The organism is Clostridium sp. CM042 (assembly GCF_055080995.1).
Map to the genome: position 1 here is coordinate 3,214,196 of NZ_CM143646.1, position 23,387 is coordinate 3,237,582.

19 protein-coding genes and 20 tRNA genes are annotated in these 23,387 nt (G+C 31.9%); 36 read left to right on the forward strand and 3 right to left on the reverse strand.

Going from position 1 to position 23,387, the window contains the following annotated elements; translation table 11 throughout:
* Positions 1-152: 152 nt before the first annotated feature.
* Positions 153-1,772 carry a peptide ABC transporter substrate-binding protein gene (locus tag ACWJJ7_RS15275; RefSeq protein WP_462962852.1) on the forward strand — a complete coding sequence of 540 codons (1,620 nt, stop codon included), beginning with the start codon at positions 153-155 and terminating at the stop codon, positions 1,770-1,772.
* A 117-nt stretch (positions 1,773-1,889) separates the two neighbouring features.
* On the opposite strand, the gene ACWJJ7_RS15280 is transcribed toward ACWJJ7_RS15275, so the two are convergent.
* A complete protein-coding gene (locus tag ACWJJ7_RS15280) occupies positions 1,890-3,272 on the reverse strand; it encodes a hypothetical protein (RefSeq protein WP_462962853.1) in 1,383 nt (460 codons plus the stop codon).
* Positions 3,273-3,363: 91 nt separating this feature from the next.
* Here ACWJJ7_RS15280 and ACWJJ7_RS15285 point away from each other — a divergent pair, with 91 nt between their 5' ends.
* The 32 genes from ACWJJ7_RS15285 to ACWJJ7_RS15440 all read left to right on the forward strand — a co-directional run bounded on the left by ACWJJ7_RS15285 (position 3,364) and on the right by ACWJJ7_RS15440 (position 16,969).
* Positions 3,364-4,338 (forward strand): AIR synthase family protein, encoded by a 975-nt coding sequence (locus ACWJJ7_RS15285; RefSeq protein ID WP_462962854.1) that lies wholly within the window; start codon positions 3,364-3,366, stop codon positions 4,336-4,338.
* Positions 4,339-4,416: 78 nt separating this feature from the next.
* Complete coding sequence (locus tag ACWJJ7_RS15290; protein ID WP_462962855.1) at positions 4,417-5,013, forward strand: XTP/dITP diphosphatase; 597 nt, start codon at positions 4,417-4,419, stop codon at positions 5,011-5,013.
* 74 nt (positions 5,014-5,087) lie between these two features.
* Positions 5,088-5,558, forward strand: a complete 471-nt coding sequence (locus ACWJJ7_RS15295; protein WP_462962856.1) for a metallophosphoesterase — start codon at positions 5,088-5,090, stop codon at positions 5,556-5,558.
* Positions 5,559-5,820: 262 nt separating this feature from the next.
* Positions 5,821-5,896, forward strand: a tRNA-Pro gene (locus tag ACWJJ7_RS15300).
* 6 nt (positions 5,897-5,902) lie between these two features.
* Positions 5,903-5,976: transfer RNA gene (locus tag ACWJJ7_RS15305), tRNA-Gly, on the forward strand.
* A 35-nt stretch (positions 5,977-6,011) separates the two neighbouring features.
* Positions 6,012-6,088 (forward strand) — tRNA-Arg (locus ACWJJ7_RS15310).
* 4 nt (positions 6,089-6,092) lie between these two features.
* A tRNA-His gene (locus ACWJJ7_RS15315) sits at positions 6,093-6,168 on the forward strand.
* Between the two features lie 8 nt (positions 6,169-6,176).
* A tRNA-Gln gene (locus ACWJJ7_RS15320) sits at positions 6,177-6,251 on the forward strand.
* Between the two features lie 4 nt (positions 6,252-6,255).
* Positions 6,256-6,331, forward strand: a tRNA-Lys gene (locus tag ACWJJ7_RS15325).
* 15 nt (positions 6,332-6,346) lie between these two features.
* Positions 6,347-6,431: transfer RNA gene (locus tag ACWJJ7_RS15330), tRNA-Leu, on the forward strand.
* A gap of 43 nt (positions 6,432-6,474) precedes the next feature.
* Positions 6,475-6,549: transfer RNA gene (locus ACWJJ7_RS15335), tRNA-Gly, on the forward strand.
* 33 nt (positions 6,550-6,582) lie between these two features.
* A tRNA-Arg gene (locus ACWJJ7_RS15340) sits at positions 6,583-6,659 on the forward strand.
* Positions 6,660-6,663: 4 nt separating this feature from the next.
* Positions 6,664-6,739, forward strand: a tRNA-Lys gene (locus ACWJJ7_RS15345).
* A 15-nt stretch (positions 6,740-6,754) separates the two neighbouring features.
* A tRNA-Pro gene (locus ACWJJ7_RS15350) sits at positions 6,755-6,830 on the forward strand.
* A 14-nt stretch (positions 6,831-6,844) separates the two neighbouring features.
* Positions 6,845-6,918 (forward strand) — tRNA-Gly (locus ACWJJ7_RS15355).
* Between the two features lie 35 nt (positions 6,919-6,953).
* Positions 6,954-7,030, forward strand: a tRNA-Arg gene (locus tag ACWJJ7_RS15360).
* A 4-nt stretch (positions 7,031-7,034) separates the two neighbouring features.
* Positions 7,035-7,110: transfer RNA gene (locus ACWJJ7_RS15365), tRNA-His, on the forward strand.
* Positions 7,111-7,197: 87 nt separating this feature from the next.
* Positions 7,198-7,273, forward strand: a tRNA-His gene (locus ACWJJ7_RS15370).
* 90 nt (positions 7,274-7,363) lie between these two features.
* Positions 7,364-7,439: transfer RNA gene (locus ACWJJ7_RS15375), tRNA-Lys, on the forward strand.
* A 15-nt stretch (positions 7,440-7,454) separates the two neighbouring features.
* Positions 7,455-7,539, forward strand: a tRNA-Leu gene (locus ACWJJ7_RS15380).
* 43 nt (positions 7,540-7,582) lie between these two features.
* Positions 7,583-7,657: transfer RNA gene (locus tag ACWJJ7_RS15385), tRNA-Gly, on the forward strand.
* A 5-nt stretch (positions 7,658-7,662) separates the two neighbouring features.
* Positions 7,663-7,736 (forward strand) — tRNA-Gly (locus tag ACWJJ7_RS15390).
* 51 nt (positions 7,737-7,787) lie between these two features.
* Positions 7,788-7,864, forward strand: a tRNA-Arg gene (locus ACWJJ7_RS15395).
* Positions 7,865-8,148: 284 nt separating this feature from the next.
* Positions 8,149-9,075, forward strand: coding sequence for an aspartate carbamoyltransferase (gene pyrB, locus ACWJJ7_RS15400; RefSeq protein WP_462962857.1), 927 nt, complete (start codon positions 8,149-8,151; stop codon positions 9,073-9,075).
* On the forward strand, positions 9,075-9,509 hold the full coding sequence (locus ACWJJ7_RS15405) for an aspartate carbamoyltransferase regulatory subunit (RefSeq protein WP_462962858.1): 435 nt from the start codon (positions 9,075-9,077) through the stop codon (positions 9,507-9,509). Before pyrB ends, ACWJJ7_RS15405 begins: the two co-directional genes overlap by 1 nt.
* A 98-nt stretch (positions 9,510-9,607) precedes the next feature.
* Entirely contained in the window at positions 9,608-10,825 is a 1,218-nt protein-coding gene (locus ACWJJ7_RS15410) for a dihydroorotase (RefSeq protein WP_462962859.1), read from the forward strand.
* Between the two features lie 22 nt (positions 10,826-10,847).
* Complete coding sequence (gene pyrF, locus ACWJJ7_RS15415) at positions 10,848-11,717, forward strand: orotidine-5'-phosphate decarboxylase (RefSeq protein ID WP_462962860.1); 870 nt, start codon at positions 10,848-10,850, stop codon at positions 11,715-11,717.
* A gap of 38 nt (positions 11,718-11,755) precedes the next feature.
* Complete coding sequence (locus tag ACWJJ7_RS15420; RefSeq protein WP_462965011.1) at positions 11,756-12,487, forward strand: dihydroorotate dehydrogenase electron transfer subunit; 732 nt, start codon at positions 11,756-11,758, stop codon at positions 12,485-12,487.
* A complete protein-coding gene (locus ACWJJ7_RS15425) occupies positions 12,480-13,376 on the forward strand; it encodes a dihydroorotate dehydrogenase (protein ID WP_462962861.1) in 897 nt (298 codons plus the stop codon). Before ACWJJ7_RS15420 ends, ACWJJ7_RS15425 begins: the two co-directional genes overlap by 8 nt.
* An 11-nt stretch (positions 13,377-13,387) precedes the next feature.
* Positions 13,388-13,954 (forward strand): orotate phosphoribosyltransferase, encoded by a 567-nt coding sequence (gene pyrE, locus ACWJJ7_RS15430; RefSeq protein ID WP_462962862.1) that lies wholly within the window; start codon positions 13,388-13,390, stop codon positions 13,952-13,954.
* Between the two features lie 518 nt (positions 13,955-14,472).
* A complete protein-coding gene (locus tag ACWJJ7_RS15435) occupies positions 14,473-15,561 on the forward strand; it encodes a hypothetical protein (protein ID WP_462962863.1) in 1,089 nt (362 codons plus the stop codon).
* A 106-nt stretch (positions 15,562-15,667) separates the two neighbouring features.
* Entirely contained in the window at positions 15,668-16,969 is a 1,302-nt protein-coding gene (locus ACWJJ7_RS15440) for a hypothetical protein (RefSeq protein ID WP_462962864.1), read from the forward strand.
* A gap of 104 nt (positions 16,970-17,073) precedes the next feature.
* On the opposite strand, the gene pflA is transcribed toward ACWJJ7_RS15440, so the two are convergent.
* Together pflA and pflB are read right to left on the reverse strand one after the other, a co-directional pair.
* Complete coding sequence (pflA, locus tag ACWJJ7_RS15445) at positions 17,074-17,799, reverse strand: pyruvate formate-lyase-activating protein (RefSeq protein ID WP_462962865.1); 726 nt, start codon at positions 17,797-17,799, stop codon at positions 17,074-17,076.
* A 183-nt stretch (positions 17,800-17,982) separates the two neighbouring features.
* Entirely contained in the window at positions 17,983-20,211 is a 2,229-nt protein-coding gene (pflB, locus tag ACWJJ7_RS15450) for a formate C-acetyltransferase (RefSeq protein ID WP_462962866.1), read from the reverse strand.
* A gap of 613 nt (positions 20,212-20,824) precedes the next feature.
* Between pflB and ACWJJ7_RS15455 the strand changes: the two genes are divergently transcribed.
* From ACWJJ7_RS15455 to tig, 3 genes are all read left to right on the forward strand, one after another.
* Positions 20,825-21,661 carry a hypothetical protein gene (locus tag ACWJJ7_RS15455; protein ID WP_462962867.1) on the forward strand — a complete coding sequence of 279 codons (837 nt, stop codon included), beginning with the start codon at positions 20,825-20,827 and terminating at the stop codon, positions 21,659-21,661.
* 16 nt (positions 21,662-21,677) lie between these two features.
* The gene (locus ACWJJ7_RS15460) at positions 21,678-21,806 is read left to right on the forward strand and encodes a hypothetical protein (protein WP_462962868.1); all 129 of its coding nucleotides are present in this window, start codon (positions 21,678-21,680) and stop codon (positions 21,804-21,806) included.
* A 159-nt stretch (positions 21,807-21,965) separates the two neighbouring features.
* Entirely contained in the window at positions 21,966-23,258 is a 1,293-nt protein-coding gene (tig, locus tag ACWJJ7_RS15465; protein ID WP_462962869.1) for a trigger factor, read from the forward strand.
* Positions 23,259-23,387: the final 129 nt, after the last annotated feature.

Sequence of the window (23,387 nt, forward strand, 5' to 3'; positions counted from 1 at the left end):
CCTCCTATATTTTTACATATATATAAATTCTGTAAATATATTTACATTATAACATAATGAAATAATAAAATTTATCAATATTTTATTAAAAATTTGATTATTTCATATATGAAAAGTTAATACTCTTAATAATACACATATTGGGGGTAAGTATGAAAAAGTTATTATGTATAATGTTGATTTTTATGACGATGTTAAGCAGTGGATGTATTCAAAAGAAAGTAAAACCGTCAACATCTAGGAAATATTTAGTTTATAACTTGGGAGAATTGCCATCAGACTTGCTTATGACAAATAATGATAGTGTTCGTGAAAAAGACTTGTTATTAGTTTTATTTGAAGGATTAGTAAGAGAAGATAAAGATGGCAAAATAGTACCTGCCATGGCAGAAAAAATTGAGGTTAGTAAGGACAAAATAGGGTATACCTTTAAATTAAGAAAAGATCTGCATTATAACGATGGAACATCTATAAAAGCTGATGATTTTAAAAGGTTCTTCTACAACATTTTATTGGAAAAAGGGAATGTTTTTGCTAAGCAATTATATTGTATATTTGGAGCTCGCGATTTTAGTGCGGGAAAAGTAGATTTTGAAAATGTTGGTATTGTTGCAAAGGACGATTTAACCTTAGAGATAAGGCTAAATAATCCTAGTGACAACTTTATAAATATACTTAGCAATCCAGTTTTCACTTTAAGGGGAAATAATATGGATACAAGGAACTGGAAAGATAGCTGCAGTCAAATTCAATATAGTGGTCCATTTATTATAAAAGAGGTAAACAAAGATGGAGAAATAAAATTAGTAAAGAACGAAAAGTATTGGAGAGCCAATGAAATTGTTAGTAATGAAATGCTATTTACTTCTATAAAGGATGAAGAGAAAGCTTTAGCAAATTTTGAAACTTCGCAGTATAGTGATACCTCAAAAATTGATGTACTTGTAAGTCCACCAATAAGTGAAGTAAGTGCCCTTAGCACGGAAAATAAAACTGAAGTTAAACTATCTCAGAGCATGTATTATATCAATTTCAATCTAAAAACTAAAAATATACTAGAAAAAAGGGATTCAGTAGATATAAATTTTAGAAATGCAATTGGTTCAATTATAGATCGGGAATTAATTATAGAAACTATATCAGAAGATGTAGCGGTTCCAACAATAAATTATACACCTTTTACTAATTCTAAAGACAATGGTGGTAAAGTGATTTTTAATGCATCCAAGAATAAAATTAAAGGCTTAGAATATTTAAAGAAAAGTAGTAATTATAAGGAAAAACAAGAATTAGTTATGGTATATGAAAATAAAAATTTTGATACTAAAATAAGCAAGGAAATAGCTAAAAATATTAAAGAATATTTAGATATAAAGGTAGTGTGCACTGGATACACAAAAGATGAACTCGAAAAAGTACTTGAAGAGGGAAATTATGATATTGTATTTTCAAAAAATGATGAAGAATATGGAGATATCTATAAATTCTTTTCTAAATGGACATCATACTCAAAAGATAATATTTATGGATATAAAAGTTCGGATTATGATAAAACTATAGAAAAAGCATTGCTGGAGAAAAAAGATAAAAATAAAATAACAATTTATAATCAGGCACAATCTATATTAGCAAAAGACTTACCATGTATACCGATATATATAGGCAATACAGTTATATGTAAAAAAGAAAATATTAAAGATATTTATTTAACTAAAAGTGGGAATTTAGTATTTGATTATGCGTATAAAGAGGCTAAGACTGCTTCCAAATAAAATTAAGCTTTTTTTCTTATACTATGCTAATAAAAGTATATATTGCGTAGAATGCATTTTAGCCATATATACTTTTTGTTATAGCATAATATAAGAGAAAATTATTAACTCTTATTATTAGTGAGTGTGGAAAAATATTGTTAAGAAGAATATAAACATATTCTTGCTGCTATCAAAAGATAACTTACTTTGTTTAAAGCTCTCTTTTCGTTTATTGTATACCACATTTTTAATGAAGATAGGAGCTAATTCATTGGTTTCAGGTGTTGGTATTTCAGGCATTCTAAAATCAGCCTCTTGTATCAAATCTTCTGATTTTAGTGAGAAATCCCTGTAATGTTCTGGGTTATCTAAAGAGGGAGAATCAGGCCAACTTAAAACTATACCAGAATCCAAAATTTGATGTTTAAAAATATCCTGAAGCATGAAAGAATTATCTTCAATATTGTTAAAATCAGAATATATGATTTGGCTGTACATGTATAGTAAGAGCTCATCACAAGTATAATTTATCTCTTTATCAGCACTTTCCTTTAGTAAGATACCTTTATCGGCATCGTATAATTTTGTAAGCTTTTCATACAAATCGTCACTAGTATCTTTGAATTTAAGAATTAGTGTATTGTTATACATAAGCGTACAGTTTATAAAAAGCATACAAGAATAATCTAATTTAGCATTAACAATTAAAGATGGCTTAGCATTATATTGATCTATAAGTAAATCCAAAAAATCTAGCAATAAAGTTTCGCATAGTTCTAAGCCAGAATACTTGTAGAAAATATTTAATGCTAAACATATCTTATTGAGTTCCTCAAAAGAAACATTGTAAATTTCTTCTTTATATTGAACAAACATATCTAGGATATCTAGAGCAAATTGTTTATATTCATGCTCTTGTTTTACGTTATTATAAGTAGAATATTTGTAGTAAGCAGCCATCATAAAGGCTTGATCAGAAAATTTGAATTTATTGTTTTTATCTTGAAAATTAAATTCTTGGTTCAGAGGATTAGTTAAATCTTTTTTGTCAACAAAGAGACCATCTTTATTTCGAAAATAAATAGCATAAAATTCTAACTGTTCTTTGCAAAGTTTAAGGTAGATAGAACTTAGATCATATTTTTTATTATCAATATCCCTAAAGCTATTATAGTAGTCTACGAGTTCTAGTAGTGACAAAGTCATGAATGCATTACTATTAACAATTATTTCTTTCTTTACTTTGTTCTCATTCCAATTTAACGTGCCTTCTTTCGATTTTAATTTAGCGTCCACTTTTTTGTAAATACATAAAAGTGGAGAATTTAAATTAATTGTGTTAATATCAATCTTAGAAAAGGATTTAGATTTTAAATCGCGTGAGGGAATATATATACCACATTTAGAATCGAAAACTATATCCTTTAATGATTCTTTTGATAAGTAGAAGAATTGATTTTTTATGTTAGTTTTGTTTAATGTATTGGTTTTTAAAAAAGGTCCTAGAAAATTCAACATAACACCACCATATAATTAGTACTTATATAGATAATATGATTAGAATTGTTAAAATGTGCTAGTTTTATTAAATTAGAAAGGAAGAATTTAAATGAAAGTTGGAAAATTAAATTGGGATGACTTAAAACAAATAATTGACAACAATAAAAGTGTTGTCCGGGGCGATGTAAGAATTAGAAGTGGAATAGGCGAAGACTGCAGTGTAATAAATTTTGGCGAATATGAGTGCGTAGTATCTACAGATCCAATAACTGGAGCTGATAAAAATATGGGCAAATTAGCAGTTCATATAAACTGCAATGATATAGCTTCTTGTGGAGTTGAGCCTGTAGGCATTTTAGTTACAATTCTTGTACCGCCAACAGCGACGATAGAAGATATAAAAAACGTTATGAGAGAAATTGATGAAGAGACAAAAAAACTGAATGTGGAGATATTAGGTGGACATACTGAGGTTACAGAAGCTGTAAACAAAATAGTAGTTTCATGTACTGCTATAGGAAAAGGCAAAGCACAAGGTGCTGTGGCAACTTCAGGAGCAAAAATCGGAGATGAAATTGTCGTTACCAAACTACTTTGTATGGAAGGAACTTCAATTATAGTGAATGATCATTTAGATAGGATACAAGGCGTTTTAACTCCTAAAGAAATAAAAGTAGCTAAAGACTATATTAATGGTATTAGTGTGGTTAATGAAGGACGTATAGCAGGAGAGTTTGGGGTTAATTCTATGCATGATATAACTGAAGGTGGTGTGCTAGGAGCATTATGGGAAGTTGCGGAGGCTAGCAATTTAGGATTTAAGGTATATAGTGATAAAATGCCTATTAGTGGCATTACATATAAAATATGTGAAAGACTTAATATTGACCCTTTAAAATTTATATCTTCGGGAAGCATGCTAATAACGGTGTCTTCTGGAAAAGAATTGGTGGATAAATTAAATAGTAATGGAGTACAAGCTACGGTAATAGGAAAAATGACTGCGTCTAGAGGGATATTAGTAAAAGATGAAACTTGCAAAGATGTTTTGCCCCCTACAAGAGATGAGTTATTTAGTGTATAATTTTTAAAATAAATTACCTTTGGAGTGGATAATGATTATTAATTATTATCTACCTCAGAGAGTTGTGAGGAGTATGCCATGAGAAGATTAATAGTTGCTAGTAATAATGACCATAAAATCAAGGAAATAAAAGAAATATTATCACGATTTCCTTTTGAAGTATTATCTTTAAAAGAAGCCAATATTAACATTGATGTAGAGGAAACAGGAAGCACTTTCATGGAGAATGCAGATATAAAGGCAAGTGAAATTTTCAAAATAGCCCATGGAAATATGGTACTTGCCGATGATTCAGGCTTGGCAGTAGAATCGTTAAATGGAGCTCCAGGCATTTTTTCAGCGAGGTTTGCGGGGGTTCATGGAAATACTAAAGCGAATAACGAAAAATTATTGTATCTTTTAGATGGTAAGACTGAAGAACAGCGAAAAGCTAAATTCATTTGCGCAATGGTACTTATAATTAATAAAGATGAAATAGTAAAAGTACAAGGGGAGTCAGAAGGGATAATAACAGCGAAATTTAGAGGTGAAGAAGGTTTCGGATATGACCCACTATTTTTTGTGAAAGAATTCAAGAAAACTTTTGCACAGATGGAAAGTAATGAAAAAAATGCTATTAGTCATAGGGGAAGGGCACTAGATAAACTAAAAAGTGAGCTTGAAAAATTAATATAGGACATATAATTATTAGACATCTCAAAAAAAGTCGAAGATACCATACGTTAGATTAATGAAGAGGGTGATTTTAAATGCGAATAGGTGTTATAAGCGATACACATGGTATTATTAGCAGCATAGAACGGCTAATATGCGAAATAAAGGGATTAGATGTGTTGATTCACTTAGGTGACAATGTAGACGACATAGCCCTTATAAGAAAGCATTATAAGGGAGAAATAATTAATGTTAAAGGTAATTGTGATTTTTCTACAAATACAGCTAATGACAGGGTGGAAGAAATTTGCTTGAAAAAAATTTTTTTAACTCATGGACATAGATATAGTGTAAAAGAGAGCTTGGCTAAATTAAGATATAAGGCTTTAGAAACAGGGGCTGACATAGTTTTATATGGACATACACATATTGGGAAAATAGATTTTGAAGAAGGGATATGGTATATAAATCCTGGTAGTGCGTCACTACCAAGAGATGGAGCTAGGAGCTTTGCTATTATAAGTATCAATCAAGGATGCATAGAGCCAAATTTGATAAGATTTTAGTTGTTTATAGCCAGGTATTTTAAATGTGAACTTCTAAAATTCTAGTTTTTTTGATTAAACTAAAAATGTGTTAAAGTAAGAGATAACCTGTTGATAGAATTTATTTTAATATTAAAGAGAGAAAGTTTTAAAAAAAGTATTGACGTATTAAAACATATGGTGTAGAATAATCCATGTCGTCAGAAAAAATCATTTAATTTAAATGGTTATGAGGGCAGAGTTAATTTAGGACATTAGATGGATTTTGAAGTTTAATGGATATCGGGGTGTAGCGCAGCTGGGAGCGCGCGTGGTTTGGGACCATGAGGTCGCAGGTTCAATCCCTGTCACCCCGACCACTATATGCGGGTATAACTCAATGGTAGAGTGTTAGCCTTCCAAGCTAATTACGAGGGTTCGATTCCCTCTACCCGCTCCAAATATATTAATGTTTATTAAAACATTAATATACAAGCATCTTTAGCTCAGTTGGATAGAGCAACGCCCTTCTAAGGCGTGGGCCGGGGGTTCGAATCCCTTAAGATGCACCATACGGTGGACGTAGTTCAGTTGGTAGAGCGCCAGTTTGTGGTACTGGTTGTCGTGGGTTCGAGTCCCATCGTCCACCCCATTTAATGCTGGGGTATCGCCAAGCGGTAAGGCACCACACTTTGACTGTGGCATCCGTAGGTTCAAATCCTGCTATCCCAGCCAATAAGGTTTACTAGCTCAGTTGGTAGAGCACATGACTTTTAATCATGGTGTCCGGGGTTCGATTCCCCGGTAAGCCACCAAAATAGTAATAATATGCAGGTGTGGCGGAATTGGCAGACGCACTAGACTTAGGATCTAGCGCCTTCGGGTGTATGGGTTCAACTCCCTTCACCTGCACCATTACTATTTACAAGTAAATTACTATGTATAAAAACAATAATATGCGGGGGTGGCTCAGTGGTAGAGCGTCACCTTGCCAAGGTGAACGTCGCGAGTTCGAATCTCGTCTCCCGCTCCAAATATGTTTATACATATTAGTTTAAGTATACAAGCGTCTTTAGCTCAGTTGGATAGAGCAACGCCCTTCTAAGGCGTGGGCCGGGGGTTCGAATCCCTTAAGACGCACCAATATGCGTCATTAGCTCAGTTGGTAGAGCACCTGACTCTTAATCAGGGTGTCCGGGGTTCAAGCCCCCGATGTCGCACCATTTTTTAATATATGCCGGGGTGTAGCGCAGCTGGGAGCGCGCGTGGTTTGGGACCATGAGGTCGCAGGTTCAATCCCTGTCACCCCGACCATTAAAATAGAATATGCGGGTATAACTCAATGGTAGAGTGTTAGCCTTCCAAGCTAATTACGAGGGTTCGATTCCCTCTACCCGCTCCAAATATGTTAATGTTCATAAGAGCATTAACATACAAGCGTTTTTAGCTCAGTTGGATAGAGCAACGCCCTTCTAAGGCGTGGGCCGGGGGTTCGAATCCCTTAAGACGCACCATATGGTGGACGTAGTTCAGTTGGTAGAGCGCCAGTTTGTGGTACTGGTTGTCGTGGGTTCGAGTCCCATCGTCCACCCCATTTAAAAATCCTTTTATAAATAAAAGGGATTGTATTAGAAAATAATATAACCTTAATAAATTTTAATAATTTAAAATTCCCAATACGGTGGATGTAGTTCAGTTGGTAGAGCGCCAGTTTGTGGTACTGGTTGTCGTGGGTTCGAGTCCCATCGTCCACCCCATTTTAAATTGGGATGCCTTTCAAAGTCGTAAGGCATCGGACTCTTTACTTTAGATGTATAGGTTTGAATTTTGCTTATTTTAACTAATATGGTTTACTAGCTCAGTTGGTAGAGCACATGACTTTTAATCATGGTGTCCGGGGTTCGATTCCCCGGTAAGCCACCAAAATAGTAATAATATGCAGGTGTGGCGGAATTGGCAGACGCACTAGACTTAGGATCTAGCGCCTTCGGGTGTATGGGTTCAACTCCCTTCACCTGCACCATTACTATTTATAAGTAAATTACTATGTATAAAAACAACAATATGCGGGGGTGGCTCAGTGGTAGAGCGTCACCTTGCCAAGGTGAACGTCGCGAGTTCGAATCTCGTCTCCCGCTCCAAATACGCGGGTATAACTCAATGGTAGAGTGTTAGCCTTCCAAGCTAATTACGAGGGTTCGATTCCCTCTACCCGCTCCAATAAAAGTCTTTAGTATTTATACTAAAGACTTTTAAAAATTATTTTATTGTGCGCCCATAGCTCAGTTGGATAGAGTGGCAGACTTCGAATCTGAAGGCCGTGGGTTCGACTCCCTCTGGGCGCACCAATTAATTTAATAGAAAAAATCACCTTGAATTATATTTAAGGTGATTTTTATTTTCGTGGTAAGTTATGTTGACAGGGATTAAAATATATAGTATTATAAATAAAAGAATAAATAACCTTTAATTTTGCCCGAGAGGCTGAGAAGGAAGTAGATGTTTTACAGCGATATTACTACGCCTTCTCATAATAGAGATGGCGTTTTTGTTTTAAAAATAAATGTAATATTAAAAGTACTATAGTACCTTTAAATTTAGCCCTGAGAGGCTGAGAAGGAGTGGATGTAATATGCTAAAAGGAAGACACTTAATTGAACCAATGGATTTTACAATACTAGAGCTTGAGGAGATTTTTGATTATGCAGATGAAATAATTAAAAAACCTGAAAATTTTTCTCATATCTGTGATGGGAAAATTTTAGCAACATTATTTTATGAACCAAGCACACGAACAAGATTAAGCTTTGAGGCGGCAATGTTAAGACTTGGAGGTCAGGTGTTAGGGTTTTCCGAGGCAAAATCAAGTTCAGCAGCAAAAGGGGAAAGTGTAGCGGATACTATAAGGACAGTAGAATGTTATGCAGATATTGCAGCCATTAGACATCCCAAAGAAGGAGCTCCTAAGGTTGCATCTATGAATTCAAAGATGCCAGTAATAAATGCAGGTGATGGTGGGCATCAACATCCAACTCAAACATTAACAGATCTTTTAACCATAAGAAATATTAAAGGAACATTATCAAACTTAACCATAGGAATTTGTGGAGATTTAATGTTTGGTAGAACAGTTCACTCATTAATAAAAGCCATGTCAAGATATGAAAACATTAAATTTGTACTGATTTCACCAAAGGAATTATCGATTCCTAAATACATTAAATCGGAAGTATTGGAAAAAAATAATATGGAGTTCATTGAAGTTGAAAGATTAGAAGATGTTATTGAAGGCCTCGATATTTTATATATGACTAGAGTTCAAAGGGAAAGATTTTTTAACGAGGAAGATTATATAAGACTTAAAGATATTTATATACTAGATAAAGAGAAAATGCTAAAAGCTAAGAAAGATATGATAATTCTTCACCCACTTCCTAGAGTTAATGAAATAGCTGTGGAAATCGACGCTGATCCAAGGGCATGTTACTTTAGACAAGCAAAATATGGTATGTATGCAAGAATGGCACTTATTGCTAAACTTTTGGGGGTGGATAAGTAATGGTAACAATAAATAGTATAAAAAGAGGAATAGTAATAGATCATATTAAAGCGGGACTCGGTCTCAAAATATTCAACTATTTAGGTCTTGATAATGCTGAATTTACAGTGGCACTTATTATGAATGCAACTAGTGGGAAGCTAGGCAAAAAAGATATAATTAAAATAGAAAATGAGATAGATATAGATTTTACAGTGTTAGGTTTTATAGACCCTAACATAACAATAAATATAATAACCGGAGAAAAAATAGAAAATAAGGTTAAGCTAAATTTGCCAGATAAAATTGAGAATGTTATAAAATGTAATAATCCAAGATGTATCACATCTATAGAACAAGAAATTTTGAATAGCTTCTACTTATCAAATCGAGAAAAGGGCGAATATAGATGTATATACTGTGATGAAGTTAATAACAATACTACTAGATCATAATAAAACAAATAATTAGAATTATAAAGGATGCAGGATTTAAATCAAGATTTAAATTCTGCAAATAAATCTTAATATGTTTTTGAAAGGATGGAAGAACTATGGAATTGTTAATTAAGAATGCAAGGGTAGTTGATTCATCACAGGATTTTATTGGCGATGTTTATATAAATAAAGGAACAATATATGAAATAGGAAAAAAACTAGAAAAAGACTGTGAGGTAATAAACGGAGAGGGATATATTTTAACCCCTTCTTTTATAGATTTTCACAGTCATTTTAGAGAACCGGGGTATACGTATAAAGAGGATCTACTCTCGGGAAGCCAGGCCGCAGTGAGGGGTGGATATACTGCGGTAAACCTTATGGCAAATACAAAACCAGTATGTAACTCAATGGATACAATAGATAAGGTGCTTAAAAAATCTAAGGAAATAAATCTCTTGGACATTCATCAATGTGCATCTATTACAGAGGATCTGTTGGGGAAATCTATAGACCACCTAGGCCAGTTAACCAATGCAGTAAGATTTATATCGGATGATGGTAAAGGGGTTTATGATAGTCGTATAATGCTTGATGCAATGGTTAAAGCTAAAGAAAAGAATTTAACAATAATATCCCATGCTGAAAATGAAGAGTTAGTAGAAGTTGATACAAGGCTTGCTGAAAATATGATGACATGGAGAGATATAGCCCTTTCAAAATTCACAGGTTGTAAACTCCACTTAGCTCATGTTAGCACAAAAGAAGCTATGCAAGATATTATAAAGGGCAAAAAGCAGGGGGGACGAATAACCTGTGAAGTTACGCCACATCATATATCATTAACGGAAGAAACGAAGTATAGGGTAAATCCACCTATAAGGAAAGCTGATGATGTAAGCTTCCTAATACAAGCTATAAAAGATGGCTTTGTGGATGTTATAGCTACTGACCACGCGCCACATAGTGTTGAGGATAAAATAAAGGGCGCTCCTGGCATATCAGGCTTAGAAACTTCATTTTCTGTATGCTACACTAAATTGGTAGGAGAAGGTCATATTACTATAAATAAACTTTCAGAATTGATGTCAAAAAATCCAGCTAAAATTATGGGATTCAACAAGGGAGAAATAAAAATAGGTTATGATGGAGACTTGGTGCTTTTAGATACTAAATCTAAATATAACATTGATCCTTCGCAGTTTTTATCTAAAGGACACAATTCTCCATTTGAGGGAAAGCCTGTAGTAGGCAGGGTAATGTGCACGATTAAGGCAGGGAGAATAATTTATAAAGCTAAGGTAGAAACAAACAAAGAATGGATTTGTAAATAAAGTGGTAAAGGTGGAATAATCTTTGATTATAGATAAATTATTTAAAAGTGTAGAAAAAAATGGTCATGTATGCGTGGGGCTTGATACGGATTTAGAATACTTACCGGTAGAGTTTAGAAATAAGTTTATGCATGAGGAACACGCGTTATACAGATTTAATCAAATGATAATTGATGCTACTTTTGATGTATCAGCTTGTTACAAGGTACAAATAGCATATTATGAAGCTCTTGGATTAAAAGGTTTAAAAGTATACAAAGACACTTTGAGTTATATAAAAAGCAAAGGTGGCATAGTAATTGCAGATATTAAAAGAGGAGACATTGCAAAAACTGCACAAATGTATGCTAAAGCTCATTTTGAAGGAGATTTTGAAAGTGACTTTATAACTATAAATCCATATATGGGGATGGATAGTATTGAACCATATCTTCCTTATCTAAAAAATAAGGAAAAGGGATTATTCTCACTAGTAAGAACTTCAAATAAAGGAGCAGAAGATATAGAGTATATAGAGAATAAAGAAAATAAAAAGGTTTATGATATTGTGGGGGAAAAGTTATTAAAAATCGGAAGTGAATTTATTGGAGAATGCGGATATAGCTCCATAGGTGGAGTTGTTGGATGCACGCATATAGATGAAGGATTAAAGATGAGGAAAAATCTAGAAAAAATGTTCTTCTTAATACCAGGTTATGGAGCACAAGGTGGTGCCGCGAAAGATGTAGCCATATATTTAAAAAATGGAAATGGTGGAGTAGTAAATGCATCTAGAAGTATTTTGCTTGCATATAAGAAAGTAGATAATGGGCAAAGTCGTTTTGAACAGTGTGCTCGCGAAGAAGCTATAAAAATGAGAGACGAAATAAGAAAAGCTTCAAATAAAAAATAAAACACAATCTTTATTAAAATACTGGAGGGGTTTGTTTGATATGTTCAGTAGAAAAGACATATGAAAATGTTGAAATAAGTGATGGTGTATATAAGCTTTCTATAAAGGGAAAGTTTAACGTAAAGCCAGGACAATTTTTTATGTTAAAGGTAGAAGAATCGGAGCCATTATTACCGAGACCTATAAGTGTGTATGATGTGGATGATGAGAAAATAAGTTTTTTATACCAAATAGTAGGTCAAGGTACAAAATATCTTAGTAAGCTTCGCGTAAATGATGAACTTCAGATAATGGGACCACTCGGGAATGGTTTTGATGTGGAAAAAATAAAAGGGAAAATTGCTGTTGTATCTGGAGGAATTGGAATAGCACCACTTGTTTATTTAATCAAGAAGCTTACGGAATGTGAAATAGATTTGTATGCAGGGTTTAGGACTGTGGATTATTCTGTGGATTCTGTGGAAAAATATGTAAATAAAATTAACTTATCCACAGAAAGTGGTAAGATTGGTCATAAGGGATACGTAACAGACATAATAAATCCAAAGGAATATGAAACGGTTATTTGCTGTGGACCAGAAATTATGATGAAAAAGGTTGTAAATATGTGTTGTGATGCAAAAGTGCCAGTATATGTGTCTATGGAAAACCATATGGCTTGCGGAATAGGTGCATGTCTTGTCTGTACTTGTAAAACCGTGGGTGGAAATAAGAGAACCTGCAAGGATGGTCCAGTCTTTGAAGGAAAGGATTTGATTTTTAATGACTAAAGTAGAATTATGCGGTGTATATTTAAAAAATCCAGTTATAGCTGCATCTGGAACTTTTGGATTTGGCGAGGAGTATAGTAAATATTATGATATTGGAAGACTAGGCGGCATATCCAGTAAAGGTCTTACGATTAATGAAAAACAAGGTAATGATGGAGTGCGAATTTATGAATCCCGCGGGGGAATGCTAAATAGCGTAGGACTTCAAAATCCAGGTATTGAAAATTTTATAAATACACAACTTCCACGAATGCAACAATATAACACAGCTATAATTGCAAATGTTGGTGGAGGCAGCGTCGACGAATATATAATGGCAATAGAAAGATTAAATAATGAGGCTATAGATATAGTCGAATTAAACATATCCTGCCCTAATGTAAAATGTGGTGGTATGGCTTTTGGAATTAAATCAAAGGTAGCATATGATGCAGTGAGAGAAATTAAGAGTATTTGCAAGAAACCTCTTATGGTTAAGCTTTCACCTAATGCAGAAGACATAGTAGATATGGCATATAAATGCTGTGAAGCTGGAGCAGATGCATTATCTTTAATAAATACTTTTAAAGGTATGGCAGTGGATATACATAAGCGTAAAGCGATTTTTAATAATATATATGCAGGGGTATCGGGGCCGGCTATAAAACCCATGGCATTAAGAATGGTGCATGAAGTATGCAAGGTCGTAAATATACCAGTTGTAGGTATGGGTGGTATAACTAGTTTTGAAGATGCTATAGAATTTATAATGGTGGGAGCAGAGGCGGTTCAAGTTGGAACAGCTAATTTCATAAAACCGGATATTTGCAATGATATAATCGACGGAATTGAGAAGTATATGATAAAAGAAGGTATTAAAGATTTAAGTGAAATTAGAGGAATTATATAGGAGGAGATACTATGAATATTAATGTTTTAGATATATTAAAAGAATCAGGTGCTCTACTTGATGGACATTTTCTGTTATCTTCAGGAAGACACAGCAATAGGTATTGCCAATGTGCAAGATTGCTTCAGTATCCGGACAAGGCTGAAAAGGTGTTAAGTGTAGTAGTTGATAAAATTAAAGATATAGATTTTGATGTTGTAGTAGGCCCCGCTATGGGTGGAATAATAGTAGCTTATGAAGTAGGTAGACAAACAGGAAAGCCTGCTATATTTACTGAAAGAGTAAACGGAACCTTCGAACTTAGGCGTGGATTTGAAATTAAAAAGGGACAAAAGGTTTTAATTACAGAGGATGTAGTGACTACTGGGAAGTCTTCTTTAGAAACAATAAAGGTTTTAAAAGAACTTGGTGCAGAAGTAGTTGGGATATGTTGCATTGTAGATAGAGGAAGTAGCACTATCGATTATCCTATCTATAGCTCAATAAAGCTAGATATTGAAAGTTACGATCCATCAGAATGCCCACTTTGCAAAGCTGGAACAGCTTACATAAAACCTGGTAGTAGAAATATAAAATAAATAATAAGGTACCTTTTTTTCTTAGAGGATGCTTAAACTAAAAGTATACATTGCTAAGGATTGTTCAAACGCAGTCTACGCAATATATACTTTTGTTAGCATTCTCTAAGAAAAAAGAGATAATTAGTTCGCTAATAGTATCTTTCAAATATTATGCATTAAGGTAAGTGCTAAAGTTAGTAATTGCATTAAAAAGAATTAAAAAATAAGAAAGCAGAAGATTATATTTAAATCTTCTGCTTTTCTTGTTATATAGGAAACAGTTTGAGGAAGTGGATAACATTCTAGAGAAAATTTATGTAGAAAGGTGAGATTACGATAAAAAAATATTTGAGAATATCTTTTATATCCTCATTAATCCCAATATATCTTAAATTAACGCTAGGTGAGGAAAATTAAATATTTTTGAGATAGTGCAACATCTTTATTTTGTTTGTAATGTCAATATTATAAAAATCTTTAAAGAATTTCCAATGCAGTACGATATATGTAGTGATATAAAAAATGGAGGGGTTAATGTGATGAAAAACAATAGACAGTATTTTAAAAAAGTTTTAGGTTTTCTTTGTATAGTTTTACTTTTAGGAGGAGCCATTTCTGTTAAGGCAATAACAAATGAAAAAAATGTTGATTTTAATTTAAATAGTTTGAACACAAAAAATGAAGATGTACGCGAAGTTAATAATCTAGGACAAATTAATAATAAAACTATAAAGATTAAAGAAGAATTAATAAAAAATAAGAAATTAAAATCGCAATCGATGGTAGATGTTCCATTAATAAGTTTAGATGAGTCATTAACTGCAGAAGATAATATGGATTTTTATTTTTTTAATGTTGATAGCACTAAAACTATGCTAATGAATATGGTGTCAAGTAATTCAAATTATGTAGCACAATTAGGAATAGTTAATTGGCAAGATGGAACGTTTAATCCAACAGATATTTATGTATTTGCTGGTAATCAAATTAAATTAGCTAATTTACCAACAGGTAGTTATGGTATTAGGGTATTTTCAAATAATAACACTGTTGGTGATAAATATACTCTTAGAATGAATGCATTAAATCCAGGTGGTGATAATTCTACAATTTTACGAAAGTCCGATTCATTAAAATATTTAACATTACAATATGTTAATAAAGATATATATTCAAACGGAAAATATGTTTGTAATCTAGACAAGGACAATTCCCAATTAAATTGGGAACGTGAATTTTATTTTCCCAATAGCGGAGGATATACTAGTCGTAAGCATAGTATTTCTGATATGAAAATTAAATCTGTATCCGGACCTACAAGCTATAAATCATCGTATGCAAGTTCAGATAACGCAATGTTAATTTATCTAGATAAAGGAACTTCATTTACATATTTTGAATCAGCATTTCAATCTGGTGTCAATACATCGTATCAAAATTCTTTTGTTGATACTACTGGAAAGAAAACACCTAGAATGATTGATGCTGAGGATATGACAACTTACGGAGATCATATATTGGTAGTAGATTTAAATACAGGTAAGTCAATTGACTTTTTTAGCGTACTAAATTTTTATTATGCAAGTGGAATTGAACCTATACCAACAATAAACTTTTTGAATTAAGTAGTAAGTTCATTTAAATAAATAATAAGTCAGTATATTAATGCATTTGATTTGTTATTTATTTAAATGTAACTAAGTAAGTAATTAGGGAGAAGGGAATTTAACAATGAAAATTGATATTACACATATAGTAAAGAGTTCTGGGATTACACCTATTAGTGATGAATTAAAAAATATGGAAATTAAAACCTGTGACTATAACCCACTAAAACCAATTACCTATGATGAAGCGCAAAATAGGGCATATTTTAATACAGATGTAAGTAAAGTATCTAAAGATGAATTTATAAAACAAATACAAAACAATGGACTTGATAAAGAGATAAATTGGGATTCATTAAATTTGAATTTAGTTAACGTTAGTGGAAATATTTTGGATAATAATAATTTTAGTGACAGTTTAGACTATCTATCATCTCAGTATTCAGTTTTAAAGAATCAGATTCAAGAGGATTTTCAAGGGGAAGACTTAAAGAAGCAAATAAGTTTACTTGATAATATGTTTGATAGTACAATAGATAGGTTTTCACATGAATTTTCAAATATGGTTGGTGGTTTTTTAGAAAATAATGGATTAAGTGGAGAAAAGGATGAAGTTTATAATAGTGTAAAAAACATATATTCAGAACAAGTTAAGAATTACTCTAAATATATAGGTGAAAATGATAATTATGCAAATGTTAAAAGTCCTAAGAATAAATGGTTAGAGGAAGATAATTATTATATGTCCTCTAAGTTAAGGGAGGTCTGCAAATCAGGAGATTATAAGGGGTTAGATAAAACCTATAGTAAAGATGAACTTTCTGTAATGTCAACTTTTGTTGGCAATATTAAGACGCCTATATATTGTGAGTGGGAGTTTGACCAAAATGAAGAAGCTGTAGGACTTAATTTGGGTATAGTAGAACTAAAAACCAATATATTATTAGAGAATTCTAACTTGGGAGACGATATCGTAGATAAAATTAATATTGCAAAGAAAAATTATTTTGATAATACTATAGAGAAATATAATAAAAAATATGCAAATTCTCAAAAAATTGTACAAGATAAAAGAGGATATGCAATGATGGATAAACAAGCTATTAATGATGTATTTAAATTTGTAATAAATAAATACAGTAATAGTAATAATATTTCAGATACAATTAATGATAGCTTAGATTATGCAAAAAATAAATATGAGGAAAAACAGAAAGATATTAAATATAGCGACATTTATAGATATAGCAATAATTCAGAGTTTTTTGAAAATATGGATAACATAAAATATGAAAACTATTATGGCCAAAATAAAACAATTAAGAATGCTATAATAGACAATTGGAATAAGTTCATAAATGAAGCTATTACTAAAAATAAGGATAGTTTCATAATTAAAGATAATTCTTATTATAATTTTGCATAGCTAAAATTATAATAAGAAATTTTCTATGATCTACAATAGTATGACTTTCTCCGGAAGTTACTTCAATCTCTTCTTTTAAGTCGATTAGGAGAAAGTTCATATTTTTATTTGATATTAAGTAAATTATCTATTAATGTTTGGAGTTCTTTAGTTTTATCTTTATCCATTGGTTCTACACCTTTTAACTTATAAGGAATAGATAGAGCTTCATATTTACTTACTCCTAGAACGTGATAGGCAAGGAGCTCTACTTTATCAACATGCGGAACCTCTTCACTAATAATTTTCGCGAGTTTAGTTATATGCTCTACGGAATCTGTAATTCCGGGTACAACAACGTGTCTTACCCAAACTCTAGTTTCTGATTTTCTTAATGATTGTAAAAATATATTAACGTCGTTTGAATCTTTGCCCGTTAAAGCAACATAACCCTTTCCAGTTGTATGTTTTATATCCAAAAGAACTAAATCTGTATACTCTAATATCTCAGAATAGTCACCATCACCAAAACCAGCTGTGTCTATGGCAGTATGGATACCATTTTGTTTACATAATTTTAAACACTCAAGTAGAAATTGTGGTTGAAGTAGTGGGTCGCCGCCAGAGAAAGTAACTCCGCCGGAAGATCTATTAAAATATGGTTTGAATCTAACAATCTTTTGAACGATTTCTTCCGCGGTCATTTCCATGCCACCATTTAGATTCCAAGTATCGGGGTTGTGGCAATAGGCACATCTTAATTTGCATCCTTGAAAAAAAACTACTACTCTTATTCCAGGACCATCAACCAGCCCCATGCTCTCTATAGAATGGATTTTACCTTTTACCATATATACTCCTCCTTCGGATTTGTTACAAGAAATTTCAATGTCAAAACTAATTTATGTTCATTTCATATTAAAACAAAAACAATATTTTTGCTTTAATATAAAATGAAATTCTTTATTAGTTTTATATAATATGAGAAGCACTTAGAATAAGCACCTCTCATATTATATAAATTTTAAAATTAATTAGATTTTATTATGGAAAGTTCTGCTAATAACTTCAAGCTGCTGTTCTTTTGATAATCTATTGAAATGAACGGCATATCCTGATACTCTTATTGTTAATGTTGGATATTTGTCTGGATTCTCCATAGCATCAACTAAAACTTCTCTATTTAGTACATTTACATTTAAATGGTGTGCGCTTTGTGCAAAATAACCATCTAAAAGGAAAACTAGATTATTTATTCTTGTAGATTCATCTATTCCAAGTGCAGCTGGTACTATTGAAAAAGTATTTGAAACTCCGTCTTGGCAATAATTTCTATAAGGAATCTTAGCAACTGAATTTAATGATGCTAATGCTCCATTTTCATCGTTACATTGTGTTGGGTTTGCTCCAGGAGCAAGTGCTATACCTCGTTTTCTTCCATCAGGGGTTGAACCTGTCTTCTTACCATAAACTACATTAGATGTAATAGTAAGTGCTGATAAAGTATGTTCCGCTCCCTTATATGCTGGGTGTGTTTTAAGAGCGTCGCTGAATTCTTTGATAAGATTAACAGCTAAATCATCAACTCTATCATCATCATTTCCGTATTTAGGGAAGTCTCCAACTATTTTAAAATCAGTTGTTATACCATTTTCATCTCTAATTGGGGATACCTTAGCATATTTTATAGCACTTAATGAGTCGGCAGCTACTGAAAGGCCTGCTACTCCAAATGCCATGAAGTATTTAAGATCACTATCATGAAGAGAAAGTTGACCAGCTTCATAAGCGTATTTATCATGCATGTAATGTATGGTGTTCATTGTATCTACATACATTTGCGCAACATATTTTAAAACTTTTGAATACATTTTTCTAACTGTTTTGTAGTCAAGAATTTCATCAGTTGTCTTTTCAATTCCAGGTACTACAAGTTTGCCTTTTAATTCGTCTACACCACCATTAAGTGATAGTAATAGTGATTTTGCAAGGTTAGCTCTTGCTCCAAAGAACTGCATTCTCTTACCGATTTCCATAGCGGAAACGCAGCAAGCTATGCCATAATCCTCGCCATATATTGGTCTCATTATATCATCATTTTCATACTGCAAAGCGTCAGTTTCGATAGACATTTTAGCGCAATATTTTTTGAAAGTTTCTGGTAATTTTTCTGACCAAAGTACAGTCATGTTAGGCTCTGGTGCTGATCCTAGGTTTGTTAATGTATGAAGGAATCTAAAGGAATTCTTTGTTACCATTGGTTTACCGTTAAGAGCAACACCACCAATTGATTCTGTTACCCAATTTGGATCTCCGCCGAATAAATCATTATATTCAGGAGTTCTAAGATGTCTTGCCATTCTAAGTTTAATTACGAACTGATCTATAATCTCTTGAGCTTCATCTTCAGTTATTAAACCTTCCGATAAATCTCTTTCAAAATAAATGTCTAGGAACGTAGTAGTTCGTCCAAGAGACATTGCAGCACCATTGTTTTCTTTTATGCCTGCAAGGTATCCTAAATAAACTGCTTGTACCGCTTCTTGTGCAGTGGTAGCTGGTTTTGAAATATCAACTCCATATTTTGATGCCATGCTTTTTATTTGACCAAGTGCTCTTATCTGCATACTTATTTCTTCTCTATGTCTTATTAAATCATCTGTAGTGTGTCCTACAAATTCTTTTAAATCTTTTTTCTTCTGATCAACTAAAAAATCTATTCCATAAAGAGCTATTCTTCTGTAATCGCCGATTACTCGTCCACGACCATATGCATCAGGAAGACCGGTTAATAATCCTACAGTTCTTGCAACTTTTGTAGCATCTGTGTATGCATCAAAAACTCCTTCATTATGAGTTTTTCTATATTTAGGGAAAAATTCTTTTATATCTTTATTTAAAGTATAACCATAAGCTTCAAGTGATTGTTCTACCATTCTAAAGCCACCAAATGGATTTACTATTCTTTTTAATGGAGCATCTGTTTGTAATCCAACAATTACTTCATTTTCTTTATCTATATATCCAGGTGCAAAATTATCTATGCCTGAAACCTCATTAGTTTCTACATCTATAATACCTTTTTTTATTTCTTCTATAATAAGCGAATTAGCTTTATCCCAAACTTTATTAGTTTTATCAGTTGTTCCTACTAGGAAACTATCATCACCTTCATATAAGGTATAATTTTTTTGAATAAAGTCTTTTACATTAATTTCATCTTTCCACTGGTCGCCTTTAAAGCCTGTCCATTGTTTAAACATTTGTTTTCCTCCTTATAATACATTAATGTTATGATACTTTATAATACATTAATGTTATGATACTTTTTAAAGTGATTGGTATTACGTAAGATTAACAACAAATTCATAAAATAATCAATATATAGTAGTGGTAATTTAAATTGAATATGTCGATATATATATTGTAATATTAAAAATGAAACAGTTCAAGTGTTTTATAAAAGTTGGAAAATTAAGAATATTTAATTAGTTCTAAAAACGTTGAAATGAAACGGTTTATACGTGTTAAACATTTAACGAAAAAAAACAACAGGATGTTTTTAAAATGAAACAACACACGTTAGATTGGTTTATAATAGAAAGATATACTTAATTATTTGAAGTTTTAACAAATTATATCAATGCGGATTATTAATCAAATTAGATGTTGCACCTTCTCAGAAGAAGATTTAATACAGATTATTTTATATGTATGAAAATTCTTTTTGATAAAAGATAATATATATCGCTAAAGGGGGAGATGATATGGGATAAGCAAAGAGACATATAAGTCATCTTTAAAAAACCATTTTATTTTCAGTTACAATGATGTATAATTAATAATACTGCATAAATTATAATGGAGGTAAATTATATGAAGAAGCCTAGCATGTTTAGTAAGGATTATGAGAAAGAAGTAAAAAAACGAAGAAAAACAATATTACTATTGATTATTGTACCTATAATAGGGTTGAGCATATTTTTAACTACAGATTTTAATTTTTTAACAAGTAAATTAAAAAACAATACAAAGGATAAAGGAAATAAGGCAGTAGATACACAAAAAAAATCAGAAGAAGTTGTTAAACAGCAGGAAGATTCTGCAAAGGCGAAAGCTGTAGATGATTCAGCAAAAGCAAAGGCAAAAGCAGAGGCTACTTTAAAAGCGGAAGCGGCTGAAAAAAATGAGGTTTTTATTGCTTCATTTTCGGATGGGCAGAAAATTAGTATTGAATATAATGTACAGGCAGGCGGAAAAAATATAAAAGGTGTATCAAACACTAAAGATATATCATATGACATAAGTCCAAGTAAAAAAGCAATAGTAGTGCAGAGCACGAAAAACCAGGATATGCTATACATTGATGTGAATAAAATCACTAAAGATATCACAAAAAAAGAATATACATCTAGTAAAGGTGAAGTTTTTCCTAAAGTAAATAAGCTTAAAGAGAAACCAACATATATTTGGTCAATTACACCTAAGTTCATTGATGAAGATAATATTGCATACGTTAGCGAATTACCTTGGATGAAGGAAAAGGAAGTGCAATATATTTGGAAGGTGAATTTAAAAAACAATGAGCATACGCAGGTAATGTCATCATCTGGTAAACAAATTACTTTTAAAAACATAACGGAAAAGGGACTTGAAACAATTATAGATGGCCAGGTAGTGTATGTAAATTCATTAGGCGAAGTAACGCAGTAGAGAAAAGAGGTTAAGCATGGATATAGGATTATCTTCGGCATGTTTTTATCCTGATTTGAGTACAGAAAACAGTATAAAAAAGATAAAAGAGATAGGGTTTAATCATGGTGAAATATTGTTTAGTGGAAATGTTTATAGATTTTAATATTAGTGAAATTACCTTGTAAATGGGCTAATATTTGGTTATAATTATAATATTAGACTATCTGAGCAAATAGGCTTAATAAAATTTGTAAATACATTAAAAGTTATGTTATAATATTTAAAGTAATAAGCATTCGTGGCGATTAGGAGGAGTAATATAATGAACATTAAAATGGAAAAATTAGAAAAAAATATTATTAAATTAGAAATAACGGTGGAAGCAACAAGATTTAATGAATCTTTGAAAAAATCTTGTGCAAAAAACTCAAAAACTATTAACATACCTGGATTTAGAAAAGGTAAAGCTCCAATGAATATAATAAAGAAAATGTATGGTGAAGGTGTTTTCTTTGAAGATGCTATAAACTTCTGCTGTGATGATACATATCCAGAAGCTTTAAAAGAGCATGATATAAAGCCATTGGATTATCCTCAAATTGACATTATTGAAATAGGGGAAGGAAAAGATTTCGTATACACTGCATCAATCGCAGTAGCACCCGAAGTTCAAATTGGAGAATATAAAGGATTAGAAGTTAAGAAAACTGAATATAAGGTAACAGATGATGAAATTGAAAATGAGTTAAAAGGCATGCAAGAAAAAAATGCTAGAGTTGAAGAGAAGCTTGATGGCGCTGTTGCAATGGGCAATATAGCAATTATAGACTTCGAAGGATTTGTTGAAGATGTAGCTTTCGATGGTGGACAAGGAACAGACTTTGAACTTGAAATTGGTTCAGGATCATTTATTGATACATTTGAAGAACAATTAATTGGATTAAAAGCTGGAGAAACTAAAGAAGTTAAAGTTAATTTTCCAGAAGCATATGGAAGAGAAGACTTAAATGGAAAACTTGCAACTTTTAATGTAACTATTAAAAGCATGAAAGAAAAAGAATTACCAGCTATTGATGATGAATTTGCTAAAGAAGTGTCAGAATTCGATACTTTAGAAGAATTAAGAAATAACATTAAAAAATCACTTGAAGTATCAAGCGCAGATAGAGAAAAGAAAGAATTTGAAGAAGCTGTAATAGATGCAGTTTGTTCTAATGTTGCAATGGACATTCCAGAAATTATGATAAAAAGAGAAACTGATATAATGCTCAAAGATTTAGAAATGAAATTAAAACAACAAGGGTTAGATCTTGAATCGTATTATCAGTACACTAACAACACTGAAGAAAAAGTTAGAACATTCATGAAAGAAGCAGCTGAAAAGAGAGTTAAAACTGATTTAGTAATAACAGAAATAGCGAAAATAGAAAAATTTGAAGCTAGTGATGAAGAATTGTTAGAAAAAGCTAAACAAGTTGCGGCGCAATATGGAGACAAAGAAATAGATAAAACAGCAGACTTAATTATGAAAGCACAAAAAGAATATCTAAAAATTGATGTTGTAAATGAAAAAGTAATAGACATGTTAGTTGATAGTGCTAAAGTTACTGCATAATTTATACTAGAATTAATTGCCAGATATTTCTCTGGCAATTAATTTTAAATACAGGATAAAATTAAATGATTAAAAAATAATTACTTGGGATAGAATTAAGGAATAGATTACCTAGTTAAACAGTACTAT

Excerpts from the sequence above, each read along its gene's own strand:
- ACWJJ7_RS15285 (WP_462962854.1), top strand. The coding sequence starts at position 3,364 with ATGAAAGTTGGAAAATTAAATTGGGATGACTTAAAACAAATAATTGAC.
- ACWJJ7_RS15280 (WP_462962853.1), bottom strand. The coding sequence starts at position 3,272 with ATGTTGAATTTTCTAGGACCTTTTTTAAAAACCAATACATTAAACAAA.
- pflB (WP_462962866.1), bottom strand. The coding sequence starts at position 20,211 with ATGTTTAAACAATGGACAGGCTTTAAAGGCGACCAGTGGAAAGATGAA.
- ACWJJ7_RS15440 (WP_462962864.1), top strand. The coding sequence starts at position 15,668 with ATGAAAATTGATATTACACATATAGTAAAGAGTTCTGGGATTACACCT.
- ACWJJ7_RS15275 (WP_462962852.1), top strand. The coding sequence starts at position 153 with ATGAAAAAGTTATTATGTATAATGTTGATTTTTATGACGATGTTAAGC.
- tig (WP_462962869.1), top strand. The coding sequence starts at position 21,966 with ATGAACATTAAAATGGAAAAATTAGAAAAAAATATTATTAAATTAGAA.
- pflA (WP_462962865.1), bottom strand. The coding sequence starts at position 17,799 with ATGGTAAAAGGTAAAATCCATTCTATAGAGAGCATGGGGCTGGTTGAT.
- ACWJJ7_RS15295 (WP_462962856.1), top strand. The coding sequence starts at position 5,088 with ATGCGAATAGGTGTTATAAGCGATACACATGGTATTATTAGCAGCATA.
- ACWJJ7_RS15410 (WP_462962859.1), top strand. The coding sequence starts at position 9,608 with ATGGAATTGTTAATTAAGAATGCAAGGGTAGTTGATTCATCACAGGAT.
- ACWJJ7_RS15405 (WP_462962858.1), top strand. The coding sequence starts at position 9,075 with ATGGTAACAATAAATAGTATAAAAAGAGGAATAGTAATAGATCATATT.
- ACWJJ7_RS15425 (WP_462962861.1), top strand. The coding sequence starts at position 12,480 with ATGACTAAAGTAGAATTATGCGGTGTATATTTAAAAAATCCAGTTATA.
- pyrE (WP_462962862.1), top strand. The coding sequence starts at position 13,388 with ATGAATATTAATGTTTTAGATATATTAAAAGAATCAGGTGCTCTACTT.
- ACWJJ7_RS15455 (WP_462962867.1), top strand. The coding sequence starts at position 20,825 with ATGAAGAAGCCTAGCATGTTTAGTAAGGATTATGAGAAAGAAGTAAAA.
- ACWJJ7_RS15290 (WP_462962855.1), top strand. The coding sequence starts at position 4,417 with ATGAGAAGATTAATAGTTGCTAGTAATAATGACCATAAAATCAAGGAA.
- pyrB (WP_462962857.1), top strand. The coding sequence starts at position 8,149 with ATGCTAAAAGGAAGACACTTAATTGAACCAATGGATTTTACAATACTA.
- ACWJJ7_RS15460 (WP_462962868.1), top strand. The coding sequence starts at position 21,678 with ATGGATATAGGATTATCTTCGGCATGTTTTTATCCTGATTTGAGTACA.